Raw genomic sequence first — 17,608 nt, 5'->3', positions numbered from 1 at the left:
CACCGGCGCCGTACTGGGCAACCTGATGATCCGCCGGGAAGGCAAGGTCCGCGTCGCCCTCACCGGCGGCGAGACCGAGGGCATGGACCTCTCCAAGATGTTCCCCGGCGCCCGCGGACTGCGCGTCGACCAGGCCCCCTACAAGGGCGCCGGGTTCATGGGCACCCCCGAGTCACCGGCCGGCCTGTTCAAGGCCTGGCGGATCCTCCCCAACCAGATCACCGAGATCACCGCCGCCACCTCCGACCTGCACCCCACCCTCGACCCGGTGTCCGCCAAGGCGGCCGGACCCGCGTATGCCCGGCGGTGGGACACGGAACGCACCGCATGGATGCACGACCAGCCCGACACCGACGGCGGCGAGTCCGCAGACGGTCCGGCCGGGGGCGGGCTGAACCTCTCCGCCCTACGCGGCGTACCGCCGCGGCCGGGGTCGGCGGAAGACGAACTCGCCCGCCGCTTCCGCGAGCAGATCGACGCCGAATTCGGCACGGCGACCGACCCCCACACCCCCGACACCGCCCAGCCGGCCGCCACCGGCGGGCTGAACCTGTCCGCGCTGCGGGGCGAGCACGACAGCCCCGCGCAGCGCGCCGCACTCGCCGCATTGCTCGCCGCCGGACCCGACGGGACCGGGGCGTCGGCGATCGCCCGCGCGCTCGCCGGCGAGCACGGCACGACCCGTCAGACGGTCGTGGGCTGGCTGAAGGAATGGGCGAACGACGGCACCGCGGTGCGCGTCGGGGAGGGCACCAAAACCCGCTACGTCCACGCCTCCCACACCCCCGGACAGCCCCCGCAGGACTGACCAGCGCCTGCTTGTCGACAGAACGCCGACCACGCGCGCCTCACGCGATTCGAGCTTGAAAAGCGTCTCTGACCTGGGAGGCGACAAGCGACAAGACAAGCGACAAGACAAGACAAGCGACAAGCCGCACGACAAGAGAGACGACAAGTCACGCGACAAGCACACCACCCACCCCGCACGGGCCCGCACCCTCTTCGGCGCGGGCCCGCTGCCCGCCCGAAGGAGCCCCCGTGAACCAGCCCGACCCGCCCGGCCGCATCGCCCCGCACATCCCCGCCGACGTCTACCACCGCGCACAAGCCACCGGGCAACCGGTCGTCATCGTCACCAACGACACCACTGCCAACGGCTTCTCGTGGCAGCGCCTGCTGTACCCGTTCGCGATCGCCGGCGCCGCCGTCTTAGGCGGCTGGGGACTGGTCGCCGCCCTCTGCTACCTCCTCGACTTCGCCGCCCACACCGCCACCGTCATCGCCGGCGCCGCCGGACCCATCGGCGTCGGCGGCATCACCCTCAAACTCGCCCGCACCAAGAACCACTAGCTACGCCAAGGGCGACCCTCCATTCCGGCAAGAAGTCGGGGTCGCCCTTGTCCACCTGCCACCAACTGACATGTGGAGGTCATCCAGCATGACGCAACCCACCCCCATCGGGCGAGCCCTCGCCTTACTCTCCCGGATCGAGCCCCTTCGGGTGCTCGACGCCTACTCCTGCATCGGCGGCGGCACCGAGGGCTACCGACGCTCCTTCAGGAACTGCCACATCACCGGCGTGGACAAGGAAGCCCAACCCGACTACTGCGGCGACGCCTTCCACCAGGGCGACGCGGTCGATTACATCCGCGAGCACGGGCACGAGTTCGACTTCATCCACGCGTCTCCACCGTGCCAGGGCGAGGGCGCCCCGACCAAGGGCACGAACGCCGCCCGCAACGCGGCGATCGGGCGCACCTACCCCCGCCTCATCGCCCCGACCCGCGCCGCGTTGGAGGCGACGGGGCGGCCGTACGTGATCGAGAACGTGGCCGGCTCCGACGTGCGCAAGGACGTCCGTCTGTGCGGCGAGATGTTCGGGCTCCAGGTGCTCATGCACCGCTACTTCGAACTCGGACGCTGGACCACCCCGCAACCGGCCCACCCCCGGCATCGGGGCAGGGTGCGCGGCTGGCGGCACGGCGAATTCCACGACGGGCCGTACGTCGCCGCGTACGGCAAGGGCGGCGGCAAGGCCACCGTCGACGAGATCCGCGAGGCCAAGCGGATCGACTGGTCGACCGATCACCTTCGGCTGCGGGAGGCGCTCCCGCCCGCCTACACCGAGTGGATCGGTGCTGCGTTCCTCGGCACCCTCGCCGCCGAGTTGGAGGTGGCTGCATGACCGCCGCCCCCTCGCCACTGCACATCGCGCTGTCCCTCGCCGCCCACGGTGTCCCGCCCCTGCCCCTGCGCGCCGGGAAGGTGCCGTTCGGCAACTGCCCCGCCTGCGCCAAGAACGCGTGCGGCGGCCGGCCGAACATGAAGAGCGCCGGTCCCTGCCTCTGCCCCGACGTCTGCCATGCCTGGGCCGCAGCCACCACCGACACCCGCATCCTCACCTCCCCCGCGTGGGAGGCGGCATGGCGTCGGGCCGTCGCGGTCGCCTACCACCCCGGTGGTGCCGGGGTGACCGTGGTCGACCTCGACACCCCCAACGCCGTCGCGTGGGCCAGGGAGACCCTGCCCGCCACCCGGACCGTGCCCACCACGCGCGGCGAGCACTGGATCTACCGGGGCGTGATGCGGTCGGCGAACGCGGTGCGGCCCGGGGTCGACGTCAAGTCGCTCATGCAGTACGCCCGCTGGCTCGGTCCCGGCACCGGCCGCATGACCGCACTGTCGCCCGCCGTGCGCGCCCTGGTCGTGAAGGAAGACACCAACCCCGCCCCGGCAGGCTTGGCCTCTTCTTCCGTCCCGGCCCGCGCCCCGTGGAGCCGCAGCGTGGCCACCGGATGCCGGCACACCGAGCGCTACGTCCGTACCGGCCTTGAACGCGGCCTCACCCTCGTATCCGCCCGCACCGAATCCGGCGCAGGCTCACAGGCCTTCGGCGTCGCCCGCTTCCTCGCCGCCCAGCACGCCCAGTGCCCCGGCCCGTGCGCGCTGGACGTGATCGGGGAGGAGATCGTGGCCGCCGCCGTCGCCGTGGGCGTCCCGGAGGACTACGCCCGCCGCGCGGTCACCAACGGCCTCAACACCGGCCGGGGAGCGGCAGCATGACCGCACAGCCGCTCGCCCCCGGCAACCGTCCGCATGCCGCAGTACCGGCCGGACAGCAGACGGCCGTGGGCGCGAGGGTCGCCGCCCGGCAGGGCGTCCTTTCTGCACGTCGCTCGGAGCCGCGCCCGGACGACGGGCGTCGCCCCGTGGCCTGGCTGCACATCATGGCGCCGCCGGACTGGTCCGTGACGCCGTCCGCGCGTTCCTGGTGCCTGTGCGGCTACGACCGTCACGCCGTGGGCCGCGCCGCCGTCGCCCGCCTCGTGGAAGACCACACCGCGCACAGTGCCGCCTGCCCCCGCATCGCCCGCACGCTGGAAGGAAGGACGGCCGCATGACCGCGAACGACGTGAGCCCCGACCTGTGGGAAGGGTTCGACCTGACCGCCGAGGACATCGCCGGACCCGTCTGGGACGAACCGGTCCCCCTCAAGTCCCGCCCCGCGCTCCCCCCGTTCCCCGTCGATGCCCTGCCCGGCTGGCTCGCCGGCATGGTGCGCGGGGTCGCCGAGGAGACCCAGACTCCGACGGATCTCGCCGGGTGTCTCGCGCTCGCCGTCCTCGCCACCGCTGCTGGCGGGCGGGTGAAGGTGTGCGTGCGCGGGCACTGGCGTGAGCCGGTCAACATCTACACCGCCGTCGCCCTGCCCCCCGGCAACCGCAAGAGCGCCGTGTTCGACCTCATGGTCAGCCCCCTGCTCGCCGCAGAGAAAGCCCTGATCGAGCTGTCCGGGCCCGTACGGGCGGAAGCGGAAACAATGGTCCGCCTGGCCAAGGCCGCGGCCGACAAGGCCGCGGGCAAAGCCGCAGCCGCCGAGCCCGACCAGCGCGCCGCGCTCACCGCCGAAGCCGTCGAACTCGCCCAAGCCGTCGACGAGATGAGCGTTCCAGCCGTGCCGCAACTCGTCGCGGACGACGTGACCCCGGAGAACATCGGGACCCTGCTCGACCAGCAGGGCGGACGGATCGCCTGCCTGAGCGCCGAGGGCGAACTGTTCGACATCATCGCCGGCCGCTACAGCGGCAAGCCCAACATGGGCATGTTCCTCAAAGGCCACGCCGGCGACATGGTCCGCGTCAACCGTCAGGGCCGTGAAGCCCAGCACGTCGACGCCCCCGCCGTCACCATCGGCCTCGCGGTCCAGCCGGAAGTCCTCGACGCGCTCTCCCGCATCGACGGAGCCGACGGCCGCGGCCTCCTCGCCCGCTTCCTCTACTCCAAGCCCCTGTCCCTGGTCGGGCGCCGCAACCTCACCCCGGAACTCCTCGACGAGCAGGTGACCGCCGCCTACGGCCGGCGCCTGAGCGGCCTCACCCTCGCCCTGGCCGACTGGACCGATCCCGCGCTGCTCCAGCTCACCCCCGAAGCCGATGCGGTCCTGCTCGCCTTCCAGAAGGTCACCGAGTCCCGTCTCGGCCCGGACGGCAGCTACGCCCCGATCGTGAAATGGGCGTCCAAACGGGACGGAGCCGTGGCCCGCATCGCCGGACTGCTGCACCTCGCGGCTCACCTCGAGGACGGGTGGCACAAGCCGATCGAGGCCGCCACCATGGCCGCCGCAACCGAGCTGGGCGACTACTTCACCGCGCACGCCCTGGACGTGTTCGACACCATGAGCGCCGACCCCGCCCACGACGCCGCCCTCACCGTCCTCGCCCAGCTCGTCACCAGCGGCACGACGCAGTTCACCAAGCGGGAGCTCTTCCGCATGCTGCGGCGGGCGGACTTCCCCGCCATCGGCGACCTCGACCCCGCCCTGACCCTGCTCGAAGAACACGGCTGGATCCGGCAGGTCCCCCCGCCCCCGCGCACCGGCCGCGGCGGCCGGCCCCCCTCCCCCCGCTACGAAACCCACCCCCGCATCCCCCGCAGCGCCTGACACAACCCCCAACCCGCTGACACAACTGACAGAACCCCCACCGCAAGCCGCTGACCTGCACAAACAAGCACCATCGCGCTTGTGACAGAACCTGGTTAAAACTCGACAGAACTCCCGACCCGCGTCGAGAGCCTCCATGACAGAACCCCGCCCGCCGAGGTTCTGTCAGGTTTTAATTCAGTTCTGTCAAAGATCACGAACCCCTCGAAACCGCAGGTCAGCGGCCTAGCGGCGAGGTTCTGTCAGTTCTGTCAGCAGATTGCCCGCCCACGACCTCTCCCAAGAGCCCTCCCCGGAGGTACGCCCCGTTGAGTACCGCCATCGCGCCGCCCACCGACCAACTGCTCTACACCCCGGAAGAAGCCGCAACGGTTCTCCGCTTCGGCCGTTCGACCGTCTACGAGTTGATGGCCGAAGGGTCCCTGATCTACGTCAAACGGGGCCGCTCCCGTCGTATCCGACGACGCGACCTCGAGGCATACGTCGACGCCCTCGAACCCGTCGCCGCCTGACCAACACCTACCGCCCCACACGGCCCCGGACTTCGGTCCGGGGCCGCTCTGCTGCACAGAGGAGCTCATGAGCCCCCGCCCCAAGAAGCTGAACATGGAATCGTCCGTCTACGAGGGCAGTGACGGTTGGTGGCACGGCCGCGTCACGATGGGCGTCAAGAACGACGGTAGCGCCGACCGGCGTCATCGCCGCGCCAGGACGGAACCCGAAGTACGGCGCAAGGTACGCGACTTGGAGAACCAGCGCGACAAGGGACGCGCCCCAAAGGCCGGCCGCAAGCCGACCGTGGGTCAGTGGATGACCACATACCTCACCGATATCGCGAGCCTGAAGCTCAAGCCGCGTTCCCTGGATGACTACTGGTCCAAGACCCGCAACGACATCATCCCCGGCATCGGGAAGCACCGGCTGGACAAGCTCCAACCGGAGCACTTGGAACGCATGTACCGCGTCATGCTCAATGAGGGGCACGCCCCCTCCCACGTGCTCAAAGTGCACCGCATCCTGTCCCGCGCCCTGAAAATCGCCCACCGCCGCCGCATCATCGGCGAGAACGTGGCCACGCTCGTGGACCCTCCGACGGTCGACGAGACGGAGGCGAACCCGTTCACGACCGAGGAGGCAAAGGCGTTCCTCAAAGCAGCCGCAAAGCGACCGACCTTCATGCGTTGGTGCGTCGGTGTCGGCATGGGCTTCCGCCAGGGCGAGACCCTGGGGTTGAGGTGGCCATACGTCGACTTCGACAACGAACTGTTCCACCCACAGTGGCAGATTCAGCGGCTCACGTGGCGTCACGGCTGCAAGGACCCGCGCGCCTGCGGCGAGCGGCTTCACCGCTTCAACCTGTGCCCGCCGGGCTGCAAGACGCACACGAACTACAAGCGCGGGTGCCCCAAGCCGTGCCCGAAGGACTGCACCCGGCACGCGAGCGTGTGCCCCGAGCGCAAAGGCGGAGGTCTGGTCTTCACCCGTCCCAAGACGAAGAAGAGCCGGAACGAGGTGCCCATCCCGCCACCGTTCATCCCCTACCTGCACGAGCACAAGGCACAGCAAGAGGGGCTGCGGGCGGAAGCCGGTGACGAGTGGCAGGAGCACAAACTCGTCTTCACCCGGCCGGACGGACGTCCGCTCGACCCCCGACAGGACTGGGAGGAGTTCAAGGAGCTGTTGGCGGAGGCTGGCATCGACGACCGCCGCCTGTACGACGGAAGCCGCCACACCGCCGGCACGATCCTCAACGAACTCGGGGTGGACATGCCCACGATCATGGAGATCCTTCGGCACACCCAGATCAGTCAGACCCGCCGATACGTGAAGGGAAGGTCGCACCTCTCCAAGGACGCCATGCGCCGCATGGGAGACACCTTCATGCCTGGCCCGGAACCCTCGGTTGAGACCACAATTGAGACCACGGACAGCCGCACGGCCCGCGCCCGCCGTCGCCGACGCATCCGATAAAAGCAAAAGCCCCAGGTCACGGCGAGTGAGTCCTGAGGCTTCTACAGAGCCGCCTTCGGGATTCGAACCCGAGACCTACGCATTACGAGTGCGTTGCTCTGGCCATCTGAGCTAAGGCGGCGCGCTGTCCGCACCATGGTGCGATCAGCAACGTCGGTAAGTCTACACAGTTTCCGAGGGTGCTCCGAACCACCCCTGGACCACCCCTGGACCGGCTCTGGACCGGGCCTGGACCTGCCCTGCACCGCCCATCGAACGCCCCTGGTCGCCCGCGGCAGCACCCCCGCAGGCACCCCCGCAGGCACTCCCGACGGCACCCGCGGAGGCACTCCCGGCGGCGACCCGTCCGAGGGTGGACCAAGGGCGGGCCAAGGGTCGCCCATAGGCACCCGTAAACCTATGAGCAGCGTTTCTTCGAAGTGGGAGGCGTGCCTCGGAGGAGGTAGGTGTTGATCGTGGAGTCGATGCAGGCGCTGCCGCGGCCGTAGGCGGTGTGGCCGTCGCCGACGTAGGTGAGGAGGCGGCCCGAGGCCAGTTGGGCGGCGAGGGACTGGGCCCAGCGGTAGGGCGTCGCCGGGTCGCGGGTGGTGCCGACGACGACGATCGGGGCGGCGCCCTTCGCCTCGATGCGGTGCGGCTCGCCGGTGGGCTTCACCGGCCAGTACGCGCAGCTCAGGGAGGCCCAGGCGAGGCCCTCGCCGAAGACCGGGGACGCCTTCTCGAAGGACGGCAGCGCCTTTTCCACCTGGTCGGGGCGGGTGAACGCGGCGGGGAGGTCCAGGCAGTTCACGGCGGCGTTGGCGGCCATCAGGTTGGCGTAGCGGCCGTCGGCGTCGCGCTCGTAGTAGCTGTCGGAGAGGACGAGCAGGCCCGCGCCGTCGTTCTCCTTCATCGCCGAGGTCAGCGACTCGCGCAACTGCGCCCATGTGCTCTCGTCGTACATCGCGGCGATCACGCCGGTGGTGGCGAGGGCCTCGCCGAGCCTGCGGCCGTCCGGGTCGCCGGTGGGGATCGGGTGCGCGTCGAGCTTGCGGAAGAAGGCCTTGAGGTTCTCGCCGACCTTGGCGGGCGTGGTGCCCTTGCCGCCGAGCGGGCAGTCGGGCTGCCGTACGCAGTCCTTCGCGAAGGACTGGAACGCCGTCTCGAACCCCGCCGTCTGGTCCAGGTTCAACTGCCGGGCGGGCAGCGACGGGTCCATCGCGCCGTCCAGGACGAGCCGGCCGACCCGCTCCGGGAACAGGCCCGCGTACGTCGCCCCGAGGAACGTCCCGTACGACGCCCCCACGTACGTCAGCTTCGCGTCGCCCAGGACCGCGCGCAGGATGTCCATGTCGCGGGCCGCCTCCACGGTGGAGACGTGCCGCAGCAGCCGCGGCTCGTGCGCGCCGCACCCTTCCGCGAACTCCTTGTACGCGTCGACGAGTTCGCCGGTCTCGCGCGGGTCGTCGGGGGTGGTGTCCGTCTGCGTGTACGCGTCCATCGCGCGCCCGCCCAGGCACTCCACGGGCTCGCTGCGGGCCACGCCGCGCGGGTCGACGGCGACCATGTCGTAGCGGGCGCGGACCTCGGCGGGGTACCCGATGCCGGCGTACTGCTGGAGGTAGCCGACCGCCGAGCCGCCCGGTCCGCCCGGGTTCACCAGCAGCGAGCCGAGCCGCTTGCCCCGGCCCGTCGCCTTCTTGCGGGCGACCGCGAGCCGGACGTCGCCCGCGCCCGGCTGGGCATAGTCGAGCGGCGCCTTCATCGTGGCGCACTCGAAGCCGGGGACCCCGCAGCTACGCCAGCTCAACTTCTGCCCGTAGTACGGCGACAGCGCCGACGGCGTGGCCCGCGGCAGCGCGACGAGCGCCGCCACCGCCGTCGAACCGGCGGAACTCGTCGACCCCGCCGCCGAGCAGCCGGACACGAGCAGCGCGGCGAGGGAGAGCAGGGTGACGCCGGTACGGAGCCTGCGGGGGGAGCACCTCATGTACATCCATCGAGCGTAACTCTGCGCGACGGCGCACATGCCTTACGTACGCAAACCGCCACGGACGAGTGACCCCGTCAACCCCGGCCGACCGTCACCCACCCCAGGGAGACGCCCCGCCACCGACGTCACCCCGCTCGCAGCGCCATCGTCATCGCCTCCACCGCCAGCAGCGGAGCCACATTGCGGTCGAGGGACTGTCTGCACGCGGCGATGGCCTCGATGCGGCGGAGGGTGCTCTCCGGTCTGCTGCCGCGGGCGAGCCGCTCCAACGCGTCCTCGGCGTCCGCGTTGGCGATCGCGACGCGCGAGCCGAGCTGGAGGGCGAGGACGTCGCGGTAGAAGGCGGTCAGGTCGGTGAGCGCGAGGTCGAGGCTGTCGCGCTGCGTGCGCGTCCTGCGGCGCTTCTGCTTGTCCTCGAGGTCCTTCATCACGCCCGCCGTGCCGCGCGGCATCCGGCCGCCCTGGGACGCGCCCATCGCCGCCTTCAGCTCCTCGGTCTCCTTGCCGTCCATCTCCTCCGCGAGCTGCTTGGCGTCTTCGGTGGCCGCGTCGACCAGCTCCTGGGCGGCTCTGAGGCAGCCGCCGATGTCGTCGACGCGCAGGGGCAGTTTCAGCACGGCCGCGCGGCGCTGGCGGGCGGCGGGGTCGGTGGCCAGACGCCGGGCCCGGTCGACGTGGCCCTGCGTGGCCCGGGCGGCGGCCGCGGCCACGGCCGGCTCGATGCCCTCGCGCCGTACGAGCATGTCGGCGACGGCGTCGACGGAGGGCGTGCGCAGGTTCAGATGGCGGCAGCGGGAGCGGATGGTGGGCAGCACGTCCTCCAGGGAGGGTGCGCAGAGCAGCCAGACCGTGCGCGGGGCGGGCTCTTCGACCGCCTTCAGGACGGCGTTGGCGGACTTCTCGTTCAGCCGCTCGGCGTCCTCCACGAGGATGACCTGCCAGCGGCCCGTGGCGGGCGAGGTGTACGACTTGCGGACGGTGTCGCGCATGTCCTCGGCGAGGATCTGCGAGCCGACGGCGGCGACGGTGCTGACGTCCGCGTGGGTGCCGATGAGCGCCGTATGGCAGCCGTCGCAGAAACCGCAGCCGGGGGCGCCGCCGAGTGCCCGGTCCGGGCTCACGCACTGCAGCGCGGCGGCGAACGCCCGCGCCACCTGGGCGCGGCCGGCGCCGGGCGGGCCCGTGAACAGCCAGGCGTGCGTCATCTTCGACGCCTCGGGCGGCGGCGTGCCGGAGGTGACCGCGGTGACGAGCGCGTCGGCGTCCCGGGCGGCGGCGGCCAACTGCTCGCTCACCCTCTCCTGCCCGACGAGGTCGTCCCACACGGTCATCCGTCACACCGCCCTTTCGCCGTCGTCATCGCCTTCGCCGTCGCCATCGCCGTCGTCATCGGCGTCACCGTGACCGTCGCCTGCGTCTTCGTCATCGCCTTCGCGATCGCCTGCGTCTTCGTCCCGTTTCGCGTCGCGGATCCCATTGTGCGGGGCGCCACTGACAATCGGGCGACGGTCCGGGCCGCGGGCCGCAGAACGATGCTCAGCGCCGTCGGCCACCGCCCCGGCCGCCGCCGCGGCCCTCGTCGTACCCGTCCTCGTCCCGGTGCGGTCCCAGCAGTTCGTCCGCCAGGGAGGGCAGGTCGTCGAGCGGGGTCTCCTCGGCCCAGTCCGAACGGGGCCGCTGCCGGGGCGCGCCCTGCTCGTCGACCTGCGGCAGCTCACGCGTGCGCTCGCTCTGCTCGTCGCGGAAGTAGCCCGGCGGCACCCGGTCCGAGGGGTTCCCGCCCCGCACCGGAGGCAGTACGGCCGTCTCCTCCTCGGGGCTCTCCTCGCGCACCGGAGGCAGCACCGCCGTGTCGTCCGCGGCACCCGGCGGCACCGACGGCTGCGGCAGTTCGGCCGTCACCTCGCCGTCGGCTCCCCCGGCGGAGCCCGCGGGCTTGCCGGACGTCCGAGAGGACGGCGGCTGCGGCTGCGACTGCGTGGGTTCCTTGTCCATCCGGATCCGCGGCAGCACCGCCGTCTCGTCCACCGAGCCGCCCGGCGTGTTCGTCTTCCTCGGATCCACCACCGGCGTCGGCACGGTCACCGCCTCCGGCGGGGGCGTGGGGCGCGGCGGCTTCGGGCCGACCTGTGCCGCCGCCGCGGCCTGCTCCGCCGCGCGGCGGGCCGCCTCGGCACGCAGCAGCGCCTCCTCGGCCTTGCGCTGCTTCTCCACGCGCAGCGCCTCGGCCTCGGCGCGCAGCCGGGCCTCCTCCGCGGCCTGCTTGCGGCGCCGCTCCTCCTCCGCCTTACGGCGGACCTCCTCCTCGGCGCGTGCCTTCTCCTCCGCGAGGAGCCGGACCCGCTCCTCCTCGGCACGCCTGCGGGCCTCCTCGGCGCGCAGCCGGGCCTCCTCGGCCTGCCGTTCGGCCTCGCGCCGCTGCGCCTCCTCCAGCTCGCGCCGCTTGCGCTCCTCCTCCTCGGCGCGCAGCTTGGCGAGCTGCTCCTGACGCTCGCGCTCCAGGCGCTCCTCCTCGGCCTTGCGCGCGGCCTCTTCCTCGGCCTTGCGGCGGGCGTCCTCCTCGGCCTTCCTGCGCGCCTCCTCCTGGGCCTTGATCTCGGCCTCGGACAGGGGCAGCAGTTGGTCGAGGCGGTGCCGGACGACGGCCGTGACGGCCTCGGGCTCCTGGGCCGCGTCGACCACCAGGTAGCGGCCCGGGTCGGCGGCGGCCAGCGTGAGGAAACCGGAGCGCACGCGCGCGTGGAACTCCGCGGGCTCCGACTCCAGCCGGTCCGGGGCCTCCGTGAAGCGCTCGCGGGCGGCCTCCGGGGACACGTCCAGCAGGACGGTCAGATGCGGCACCAGGCCGTTCGTCGCCCAGCGCGAGATCCGCGCGATCTCGGTCGGGGACAGGTCGCGGCCGGCGCCCTGGTAGGCCACGGACGAGTCGACGTACCGGTCGGTGATCACCACCGCGCCGCGCTCCAGGGCGGGCCGGACGACCGTGTCGACGTGCTCCGCGCGGTCCGCCGCGTACAGCAGCGCCTCCGCGCGGTGCGAGAGACCTGCGCTGGAGACGTCCAGCAGGATCGAGCGCAGCCGCTTGCCCACGGGTGTGGCCCCCGGCTCGCGCGTGAGGACGACCTCGTGCCCCTTGGCCCTGATCCACTCGGCGAGCGCCTCGGCCTGGGTGGACTTGCCAGCCCCGTCGCCGCCCTCCAGGGCGATGAAGAAGCCGGTCCCGGCCTGGGTCTGCACCGGGTCGTCGCCGCCCAGCAGCGCGTCCCGCAGGTCCTTCCGCAGGGGTACGCCCGCGCGGTCGTCGACCTTGGCCAGCACCAGTGCGGCGACCGGTAGCAGCAGCGCGCCGACCAGCATCAGCGTGAACGCGGCTCCGCCGTGCGCGAACACGAACTTGCCGTTCTCCAGCCGGTGCGGCCCGATGAGCGCGGCCACCAGCGGGGCGATCAGCGCGCCCAGCGCCACGAGGACCCGCACGACCGCGTGCAGGTGCTCCGTCGTACGGGTCCGGCGGTGCTCCTCCACCTCCTGGTCGAGCAGCGCGTGCCCGGTGTTGGCGGCGACGCCCGCGCCGACGCCGGCCAGGGCCACGATCAGGACGACGCTGGTGACGTCCGGGACCAGCCCGGCGGCCAGCAGGGCCACGCCGGTGAAGGCGATGGCCAGCGCGAGCAGCCGCCGCCGCGACAGCGACACCAGCACCTTCGGTGCCATGCGCACGCCGCCGACGACGCCGCCGGTCAGCCCGAGCACGAGCAGCCCGTACAGCACCGGGCCGCCGCCGAGGTCCTTGGCGTGCAGCACGGCCACGGCGACGGCGGCGGCGATCGCCCCGGCGACGGCGGCGCAGGCGAGGACCAGCAGCGGGATCGCGCCCGTGCGGCCCGCGTCGACGCCGGTGGCGGTCCTGGGGCGGCGCAGTCCTTCGAGCGGCGACCGCGCGCGCGGGGTGCGGGTCTTGGGCAGCTCCAGGAACGTCACGATGGACAGGGACCCGGCGAACAGCCCCCCTGCGACGTACGAGGCGAGGGCCGCCTGGTGCTGGCCGAACCAGGCGATCCCGGCGCCCAGCAGATTGTTGATCAGGGCCGCGACGACCAGCGTGGCCGCGCCGAGCGGGATCGTCACGAAGACCGTGCGCAGCGACAGCCGGCGCAGGGCGTCCAGGTGGTCCGGCAGCGGGCGTACGGTCGCGCCCTCGAGGGGCGGGGCGGGCAGCAGGGCGGGGGCCGCGCTCTCCCGGGCGACCGTCCAGAACCGCTCGGCGACGCCCGTCACGAAGACCGTGACGAACAGCAGGGCCAGGGCGTCGCCCGGCGTCCAGTCGATCCACAGGGGCGCGACGATCAGCAGCACGGCGCGCAGCCCGTCGGCGCCGACCATGGTCCAGCGGCGGTCGAGCGGGCCGTCCGGTGAGGTCAGTGAGGTGAGCGGGCCCAGCAGGACGGCGCCGAAGAGCAGGGTGGCCAGAATGCGTACCCCGAAGACGATCGCCACTGCGAACGCCACGCCCCGGTAGCCGCCTCCGAAGGCGCCCTCGGCGATGGCCGCCTGGAGGACGAGGAGGACGAACACCAGGAGTGCGAGGGCGTCTCCCACACCACCCACCAACTGCGCGCTCCAGAGCCGCTTGAGCTGCGGCTCACGCAACAGGGCGCGCACGGCGCGCTCGCGGGAGTCCGCCACCAGGGCGTTGTCCGGGGCCGGGTGGTGGGCCGTTGGCTGCTCGGCTCGCGTCATGCTTTCAGCCTATCGGCCAGGACTGACAGTCCGAGGCCCCCGGCCACCTGTACGACCGCCCCGACACCAAAGTGATGCCGGGGCGTTCGTTTCGCGAACCCACCGTGAAGAAACCGTGGCTCAGGTCAGCCGTTGATCACCCTCCGCCGAAGGCCGATCATCCTCCACCGGAGGCCGATCAATCTCCGACGAAGTCGATCAGTCCTCCGACGAGGACGACGTGCCGGACGACGAGGACGGGGACGGGGAAGCCGTCGCCTTCTTCGCGGCCGTCTTCTTCGCCGTGGTCGCCTTCTTGGCCGTGGTCGTCTTCGCGGCGGTCTTCTTGGCGGCCGTCTTCTTCGCCGGGGCGGCAGCCTTCTTCGCCGTCGCCTTCTTCGCGGGAGCCCTCTTGGCCGTCTTCTTGGCCGGCGCCTTGGCGCGCTTCTCGGCGAGCAGCTCGAAGCCGCGCTCCGGGGTGATCTCCTCGACGCTGTCGCCGGAGCGCAGGGTCGCGTTGGTCTCCCCGTCGGTGACGTACGGCCCGAAACGGCCGTCCTTGACGACGACCGGCTTGCCGCTGACCGGGTCCGCGCCCAGCTCCTTCAGCGGCGGCTTGGCGGCGGCCCGGCCACGCTGCTTGGGCTGGGAGTAGATCTCCAGCGCCTCTTCGAGGGTGATCGTGAAGAGCTGGTCCTCGGCCGTCAGCGAGCGGGAGTCCGTGCCCTTCTTCAGGTACGGCCCGTAGCGGCCGTTCTGCGCGGTGATCTCCACGCCCTCGGCGTCCTTGCCGACGACGCGGGGCAGCGACATCAGCTTGAGGGCGTCCGCGAGCGTCACCGTGTCGAGCGACATCGACTTGAACAGCGAGGCCGTACGCGGCTTGACGGCGTTCTTGCCGGTCTTCGGGGTGCCCTCGGGGAGCACCTCGGTGACGTACGGGCCGTAGCGGCCGTCTCGGGCGATGATCTGGTGGCCCGACTCCGGGTCGGCGCCCAGCTCGAAGTCGCCGCTCGGCTTGGCGAGCAGCTCCTCCGCGTACTCGACCGACAGCTCGTCCGGCGCGAGATCCTCGGGGACGTCCGCGCGCTGGTGGCCCTCGGAGTCCTTCTCGCCGCGCTCGATGTAGGGGCCGTAACGCCCGACCCGCAGCACGATGTCGCTGCCCACGGGGAACGACGACACCTCGCGGGCGTCGATCGCACCCAGGTCGGTCACCAGCTCCTTGAGGCCGCCGAGGTGGTCCCCGTCGCCGTTCCCGGCGTCGGCCGCGCCGCCCTTGCCCGCGCCCTCGCCGAAGTAGAACCGCTTCAGCCACGGCACCGACTGGGCCTCGCCACGCGCGATGGCGTCGAGGTCGTCCTCCATCTTGGCGGTGAAGTCGTAGTCGACGAGCCGCCCGAAGTGCTTCTCCAGGAGGTTGACCACGGCGAAGGACAGGAAGGACGGGACGAGCGCCGTGCCCTTCTTGAACACATAGCCGCGGTCGAGGATCGTGCCGATGATCGACGCGTACGTCGACGGGCGGCCGATCTCGCGCTCTTCGAGCTCCTTGACGAGCGACGCCTCGGTGTAGCGGGCCGGGGGCTTGGTGGCGTGCCCGTCGACCGTGACCTCCTCGACGCTGAGGGCGTCGCCCTCGGCGACCTGCGGCAGGCGGCGCTCGCGGTCGTCCAGCTCGGCGTTCGGGTCGTCGGCGCCCTCGACGTACGCCTTCAGGAAGCCGTGGAAGGTGATCGTCTTGCCGGAGGCGCTGAACTCGACGTCCCGGCCGTCGGCCGCCGCGCCGGCGATCTTCACGGTGACGCTGTTGCCGACCGCGTCCTTCATCTGGGAGGCGACCGTCCGCTTCCAGATCAGCTCGTAGAGCTTGAACTGGTCGCCGGTCAGGCCCGTCTCGGCAGGCGTGCGGAAACGATCACCCGAGGGGCGGATCGCCTCGTGCGCCTCCTGCGCGTTCTTGACCTTCCCGGCGTACGTGCGCGGCTGCGCCGGCAGGTACTCGGCGCCGTACAACTGCGTGACCTGGGCGCGGGCGGCGGTGATCGCCGTCTCGCTCAGGGTCGTGGAGTCCGTACGCATGTAGGTGATGTAGCCGTTCTCGTACAGCTTCTGCGCGACCTGCATGGTGGCCTTCGCGCCGAAGCCGAGCTTGCGGCTCGCCTCCTGCTGCAGCGTCGTCGTACGGAACGGGGCGTACGGCGAGCGGCGGTACGGCTTGGACTCGACGGACCGGACGGCGAAGCGGGTGTTCTCCAGGGCGGCGGCCAGGGCGCGGGCGTTCGCCTCGTCGAGGTGGAGGATGTTCGCGCTCTTGAGTTGTCCCAGGGAGTCGAAGTCGCGGCCCTGTGCGACTCGCCTGCCGTCGACGGCCTGGAGGCGGGCGACCAGCGACGACGGGTCCGACGTGTCTCCCGCGCGGCCGGTCGCGAAGGTGCCCGTCAGGTCCCAGTACTCAGCGGAACGAAACGCGATGCGCTCGCGTTCCCGCTGGACCACAAGTCGTGTGGCGACGGACTGGACGCGGCCGGCCGACAGGCGCGGCATGACCTTCTTCCACAGGACCGGCGAGACCTCGTAGCCGTAGAGGCGGTCGAGGATGCGGCGGGTCTCCTGGGCGTCGACGAGCTTCTGGTTGAGCTGGCGCGGGTTGGCGACGGCGGCCCGGATCGCGTCCTTGGTGATCTCGTGGAAGACCATCCGCTTGACGGGGATCTTGGGCTTGAGGACTTCCTGGAGGTGCCAGGCGATCGCCTCGCCCTCCCGGTCCTCATCGGTGGCGAGGAAGAGTTCGTCGGACTCCTTGAGGAGGTCCTTGAGCTTCTTGACCTGCGCCCGCTTGTCGGCGTTGACCACATAGATCGGCTGGAAGTCGTGTTCGACGTCCACACCGAGGCGGCGGACCTCGCCGGTGTACGAATCCGGCACCTCCGCGGCGCCGTTGGGAAGGTCGCGGATGTGCCCGACGCTGGCCTCGACGATGTAGCCGGGGCCGAGGTAACCCTTGATGGTCTTCGCCTTGGCAGGCGACTCGACGATCACGAGTCGGCGGCCGCCCTTTGCGGTCTCGCTGGTCGGGGACAACTTCGCTCATCTCTCCGGTCGACGCTGGGGCCTCCCCAGGCCTTGCTCCCGGGGTCGGGTCATGGTGACGCTGCGGAGTGTGACGGTACATCCCGCCCCCGTGTCAAACGGGAAAAGCCCGCAACGGCCACTCGAACGGTAACCCGACTACCGCCATTCCTGCCGCCCGGAGTACCGACCGGTCCTTTTCCATGCGACCGGAACGCGCCTTCCCCTTTACCGGCGTGACCACGCTCAAGCGGTTCGCACAGGGGCGACGGGACCCTCGAAGTCGATCGCCGGGTCCGTCCGCAAGTCGTTCCCAAGTCGTGCCGAAGTCGTCCCGAAGTGGTACCGGAGCAGTTCCGCGGTCGGATCCGAAGTCGGTCCCGGGGCGGGCTCGGAGGCGGCCCGGGGAGTGCCCCCGGAGGTCGTCACGAAGGCCGTCCCGAAGGCCGCCTTGGAGGCACTCCCGGGAGCGGTCCCGGGGGCGGTTTCAGAACTGGGTGAAGCACCAGGTTTCGGCGGCCAGCGCGACGACCGCGGCGACGGTCGCGAGGCTCGCCGATGCGACAGGGCTCACACCGTCGGCCACGGGTTCGCGGTGCCACACCCGGACCGCGGCCCACACCAGCAGCGCGCCCCCGAACAGTGCGAACACCGTTCCCGCGAAGATCGCCGACCCAGTCTCCATGATCGCCCGCGCCCCTTTTCTCCCACCCGCGCATGCCCCCGCCCCGGGAGGCTGCCACGCGCGGACGGCGACCCGGCGAACCCTGGGTGAATGCCGGGACTACGGGTGGACGCGGAGGGCTCGCCCGAACCCTCCGACCGACGGACGGGGACGGGGATGGGGATGGGGACGGAATCGCGCCCCGTTCCGGACGGCCTCCTCACCCCACGCCCTCTTCACCCCACAGGGTCACCGCCGGCCACGACCA

At 71.6% G+C, this 17,608-nt stretch carries 12 protein-coding genes, 1 tRNA gene and 1 pseudogene; 8 read left to right on the top strand and 6 right to left on the bottom strand.

Features of this window, described 5'->3' with window-relative positions:
- The 8 genes and pseudogenes from BMZ82_RS10975 to BMZ82_RS10940 form a co-directional block, all read left to right on the top strand.
- Positions 1–808 (top strand): annotated as a pseudogene (locus tag BMZ82_RS10975) (hypothetical protein); the annotation flags it as partial.
- Between the two features lie 230 nt (positions 809–1,038).
- Positions 1,039–1,350, top strand: coding sequence for a hypothetical protein (locus tag BMZ82_RS10970; RefSeq protein WP_093774267.1), 312 nt, complete (start codon positions 1,039–1,041; stop codon positions 1,348–1,350).
- Positions 1,351–1,438: 88 nt separating this feature from the next.
- The gene (locus BMZ82_RS10965) at positions 1,439–2,185 is read left to right on the top strand and encodes a class I SAM-dependent methyltransferase (RefSeq protein WP_093774265.1); all 747 of its coding nucleotides are present in this window, start codon (positions 1,439–1,441) and stop codon (positions 2,183–2,185) included.
- Positions 2,182–3,063: a bifunctional DNA primase/polymerase gene (locus BMZ82_RS10960; RefSeq protein WP_093774263.1), complete on the top strand. Its 882-nt coding sequence runs from the start codon at positions 2,182–2,184 to the stop codon at positions 3,061–3,063. Before BMZ82_RS10965 ends, BMZ82_RS10960 begins: the two co-directional genes overlap by 4 nt.
- Positions 3,060–3,401, top strand: coding sequence for a hypothetical protein (locus BMZ82_RS41695; RefSeq protein ID WP_256251850.1), 342 nt, complete (start codon positions 3,060–3,062; stop codon positions 3,399–3,401). The genes BMZ82_RS10960 and BMZ82_RS41695 overlap by 4 nt, the downstream gene beginning before the upstream one ends.
- The gene (locus BMZ82_RS10950; RefSeq protein ID WP_093774259.1) at positions 3,398–4,942 is read left to right on the top strand and encodes a YfjI family protein; all 1,545 of its coding nucleotides are present in this window, start codon (positions 3,398–3,400) and stop codon (positions 4,940–4,942) included. Before BMZ82_RS41695 ends, BMZ82_RS10950 begins: the two co-directional genes overlap by 4 nt.
- Before the next feature lie 308 nt (positions 4,943–5,250).
- A complete protein-coding gene (locus tag BMZ82_RS10945; protein ID WP_093774257.1) occupies positions 5,251–5,454 on the top strand; it encodes a helix-turn-helix domain-containing protein in 204 nt (67 codons plus the stop codon).
- Between the two features lie 67 nt (positions 5,455–5,521).
- Positions 5,522–6,913, top strand: a complete 1,392-nt coding sequence (locus BMZ82_RS10940) for a tyrosine-type recombinase/integrase (protein WP_093774255.1) — start codon at positions 5,522–5,524, stop codon at positions 6,911–6,913.
- Between the two features lie 47 nt (positions 6,914–6,960).
- Here BMZ82_RS10940 and BMZ82_RS10935 read toward each other — a convergent pair.
- The 6 genes from BMZ82_RS10935 to BMZ82_RS10905 form a co-directional block, all read right to left on the bottom strand.
- A tRNA-Thr gene (locus BMZ82_RS10935) sits at positions 6,961–7,034 on the bottom strand.
- A 276-nt stretch (positions 7,035–7,310) separates the two neighbouring features.
- Positions 7,311–8,888, bottom strand: a complete 1,578-nt coding sequence (locus BMZ82_RS10930; protein WP_093774253.1) for an alpha/beta hydrolase — start codon at positions 8,886–8,888, stop codon at positions 7,311–7,313.
- Positions 8,889–9,010: 122 nt separating this feature from the next.
- Complete coding sequence (locus tag BMZ82_RS10925) at positions 9,011–10,216, bottom strand: DNA polymerase III subunit delta' (protein WP_093774251.1); 1,206 nt, start codon at positions 10,214–10,216, stop codon at positions 9,011–9,013.
- Between the two features lie 205 nt (positions 10,217–10,421).
- A complete protein-coding gene (gene tmk, locus BMZ82_RS10920) occupies positions 10,422–13,625 on the bottom strand; it encodes a dTMP kinase (RefSeq protein ID WP_093774249.1) in 3,204 nt (1,067 codons plus the stop codon).
- A 198-nt stretch (positions 13,626–13,823) separates the two neighbouring features.
- Positions 13,824–16,688 carry a type I DNA topoisomerase gene (gene topA, locus BMZ82_RS10915; protein WP_093774247.1) on the bottom strand — a complete coding sequence of 955 codons (2,865 nt, stop codon included), beginning with the start codon at positions 16,686–16,688 and terminating at the stop codon, positions 13,824–13,826.
- A gap of 475 nt (positions 16,689–17,163) precedes the next feature.
- Positions 17,164–17,361 (bottom strand): hypothetical protein, encoded by a 198-nt coding sequence (locus BMZ82_RS10905; RefSeq protein ID WP_093774243.1) that lies wholly within the window; start codon positions 17,359–17,361, stop codon positions 17,164–17,166.
- Positions 17,362–17,608 lie beyond the last annotated feature (247 nt).

The organism is Streptomyces sp. yr375, assembly GCF_900110755.1.
Taxonomy (GTDB): Bacteria; Actinomycetota; Actinomycetes; order Streptomycetales; family Streptomycetaceae; genus Streptomyces.
Note: the sequence above shows the minus strand (reverse complement) of the source record. Positions and strands in the feature narration are given on the sequence as shown.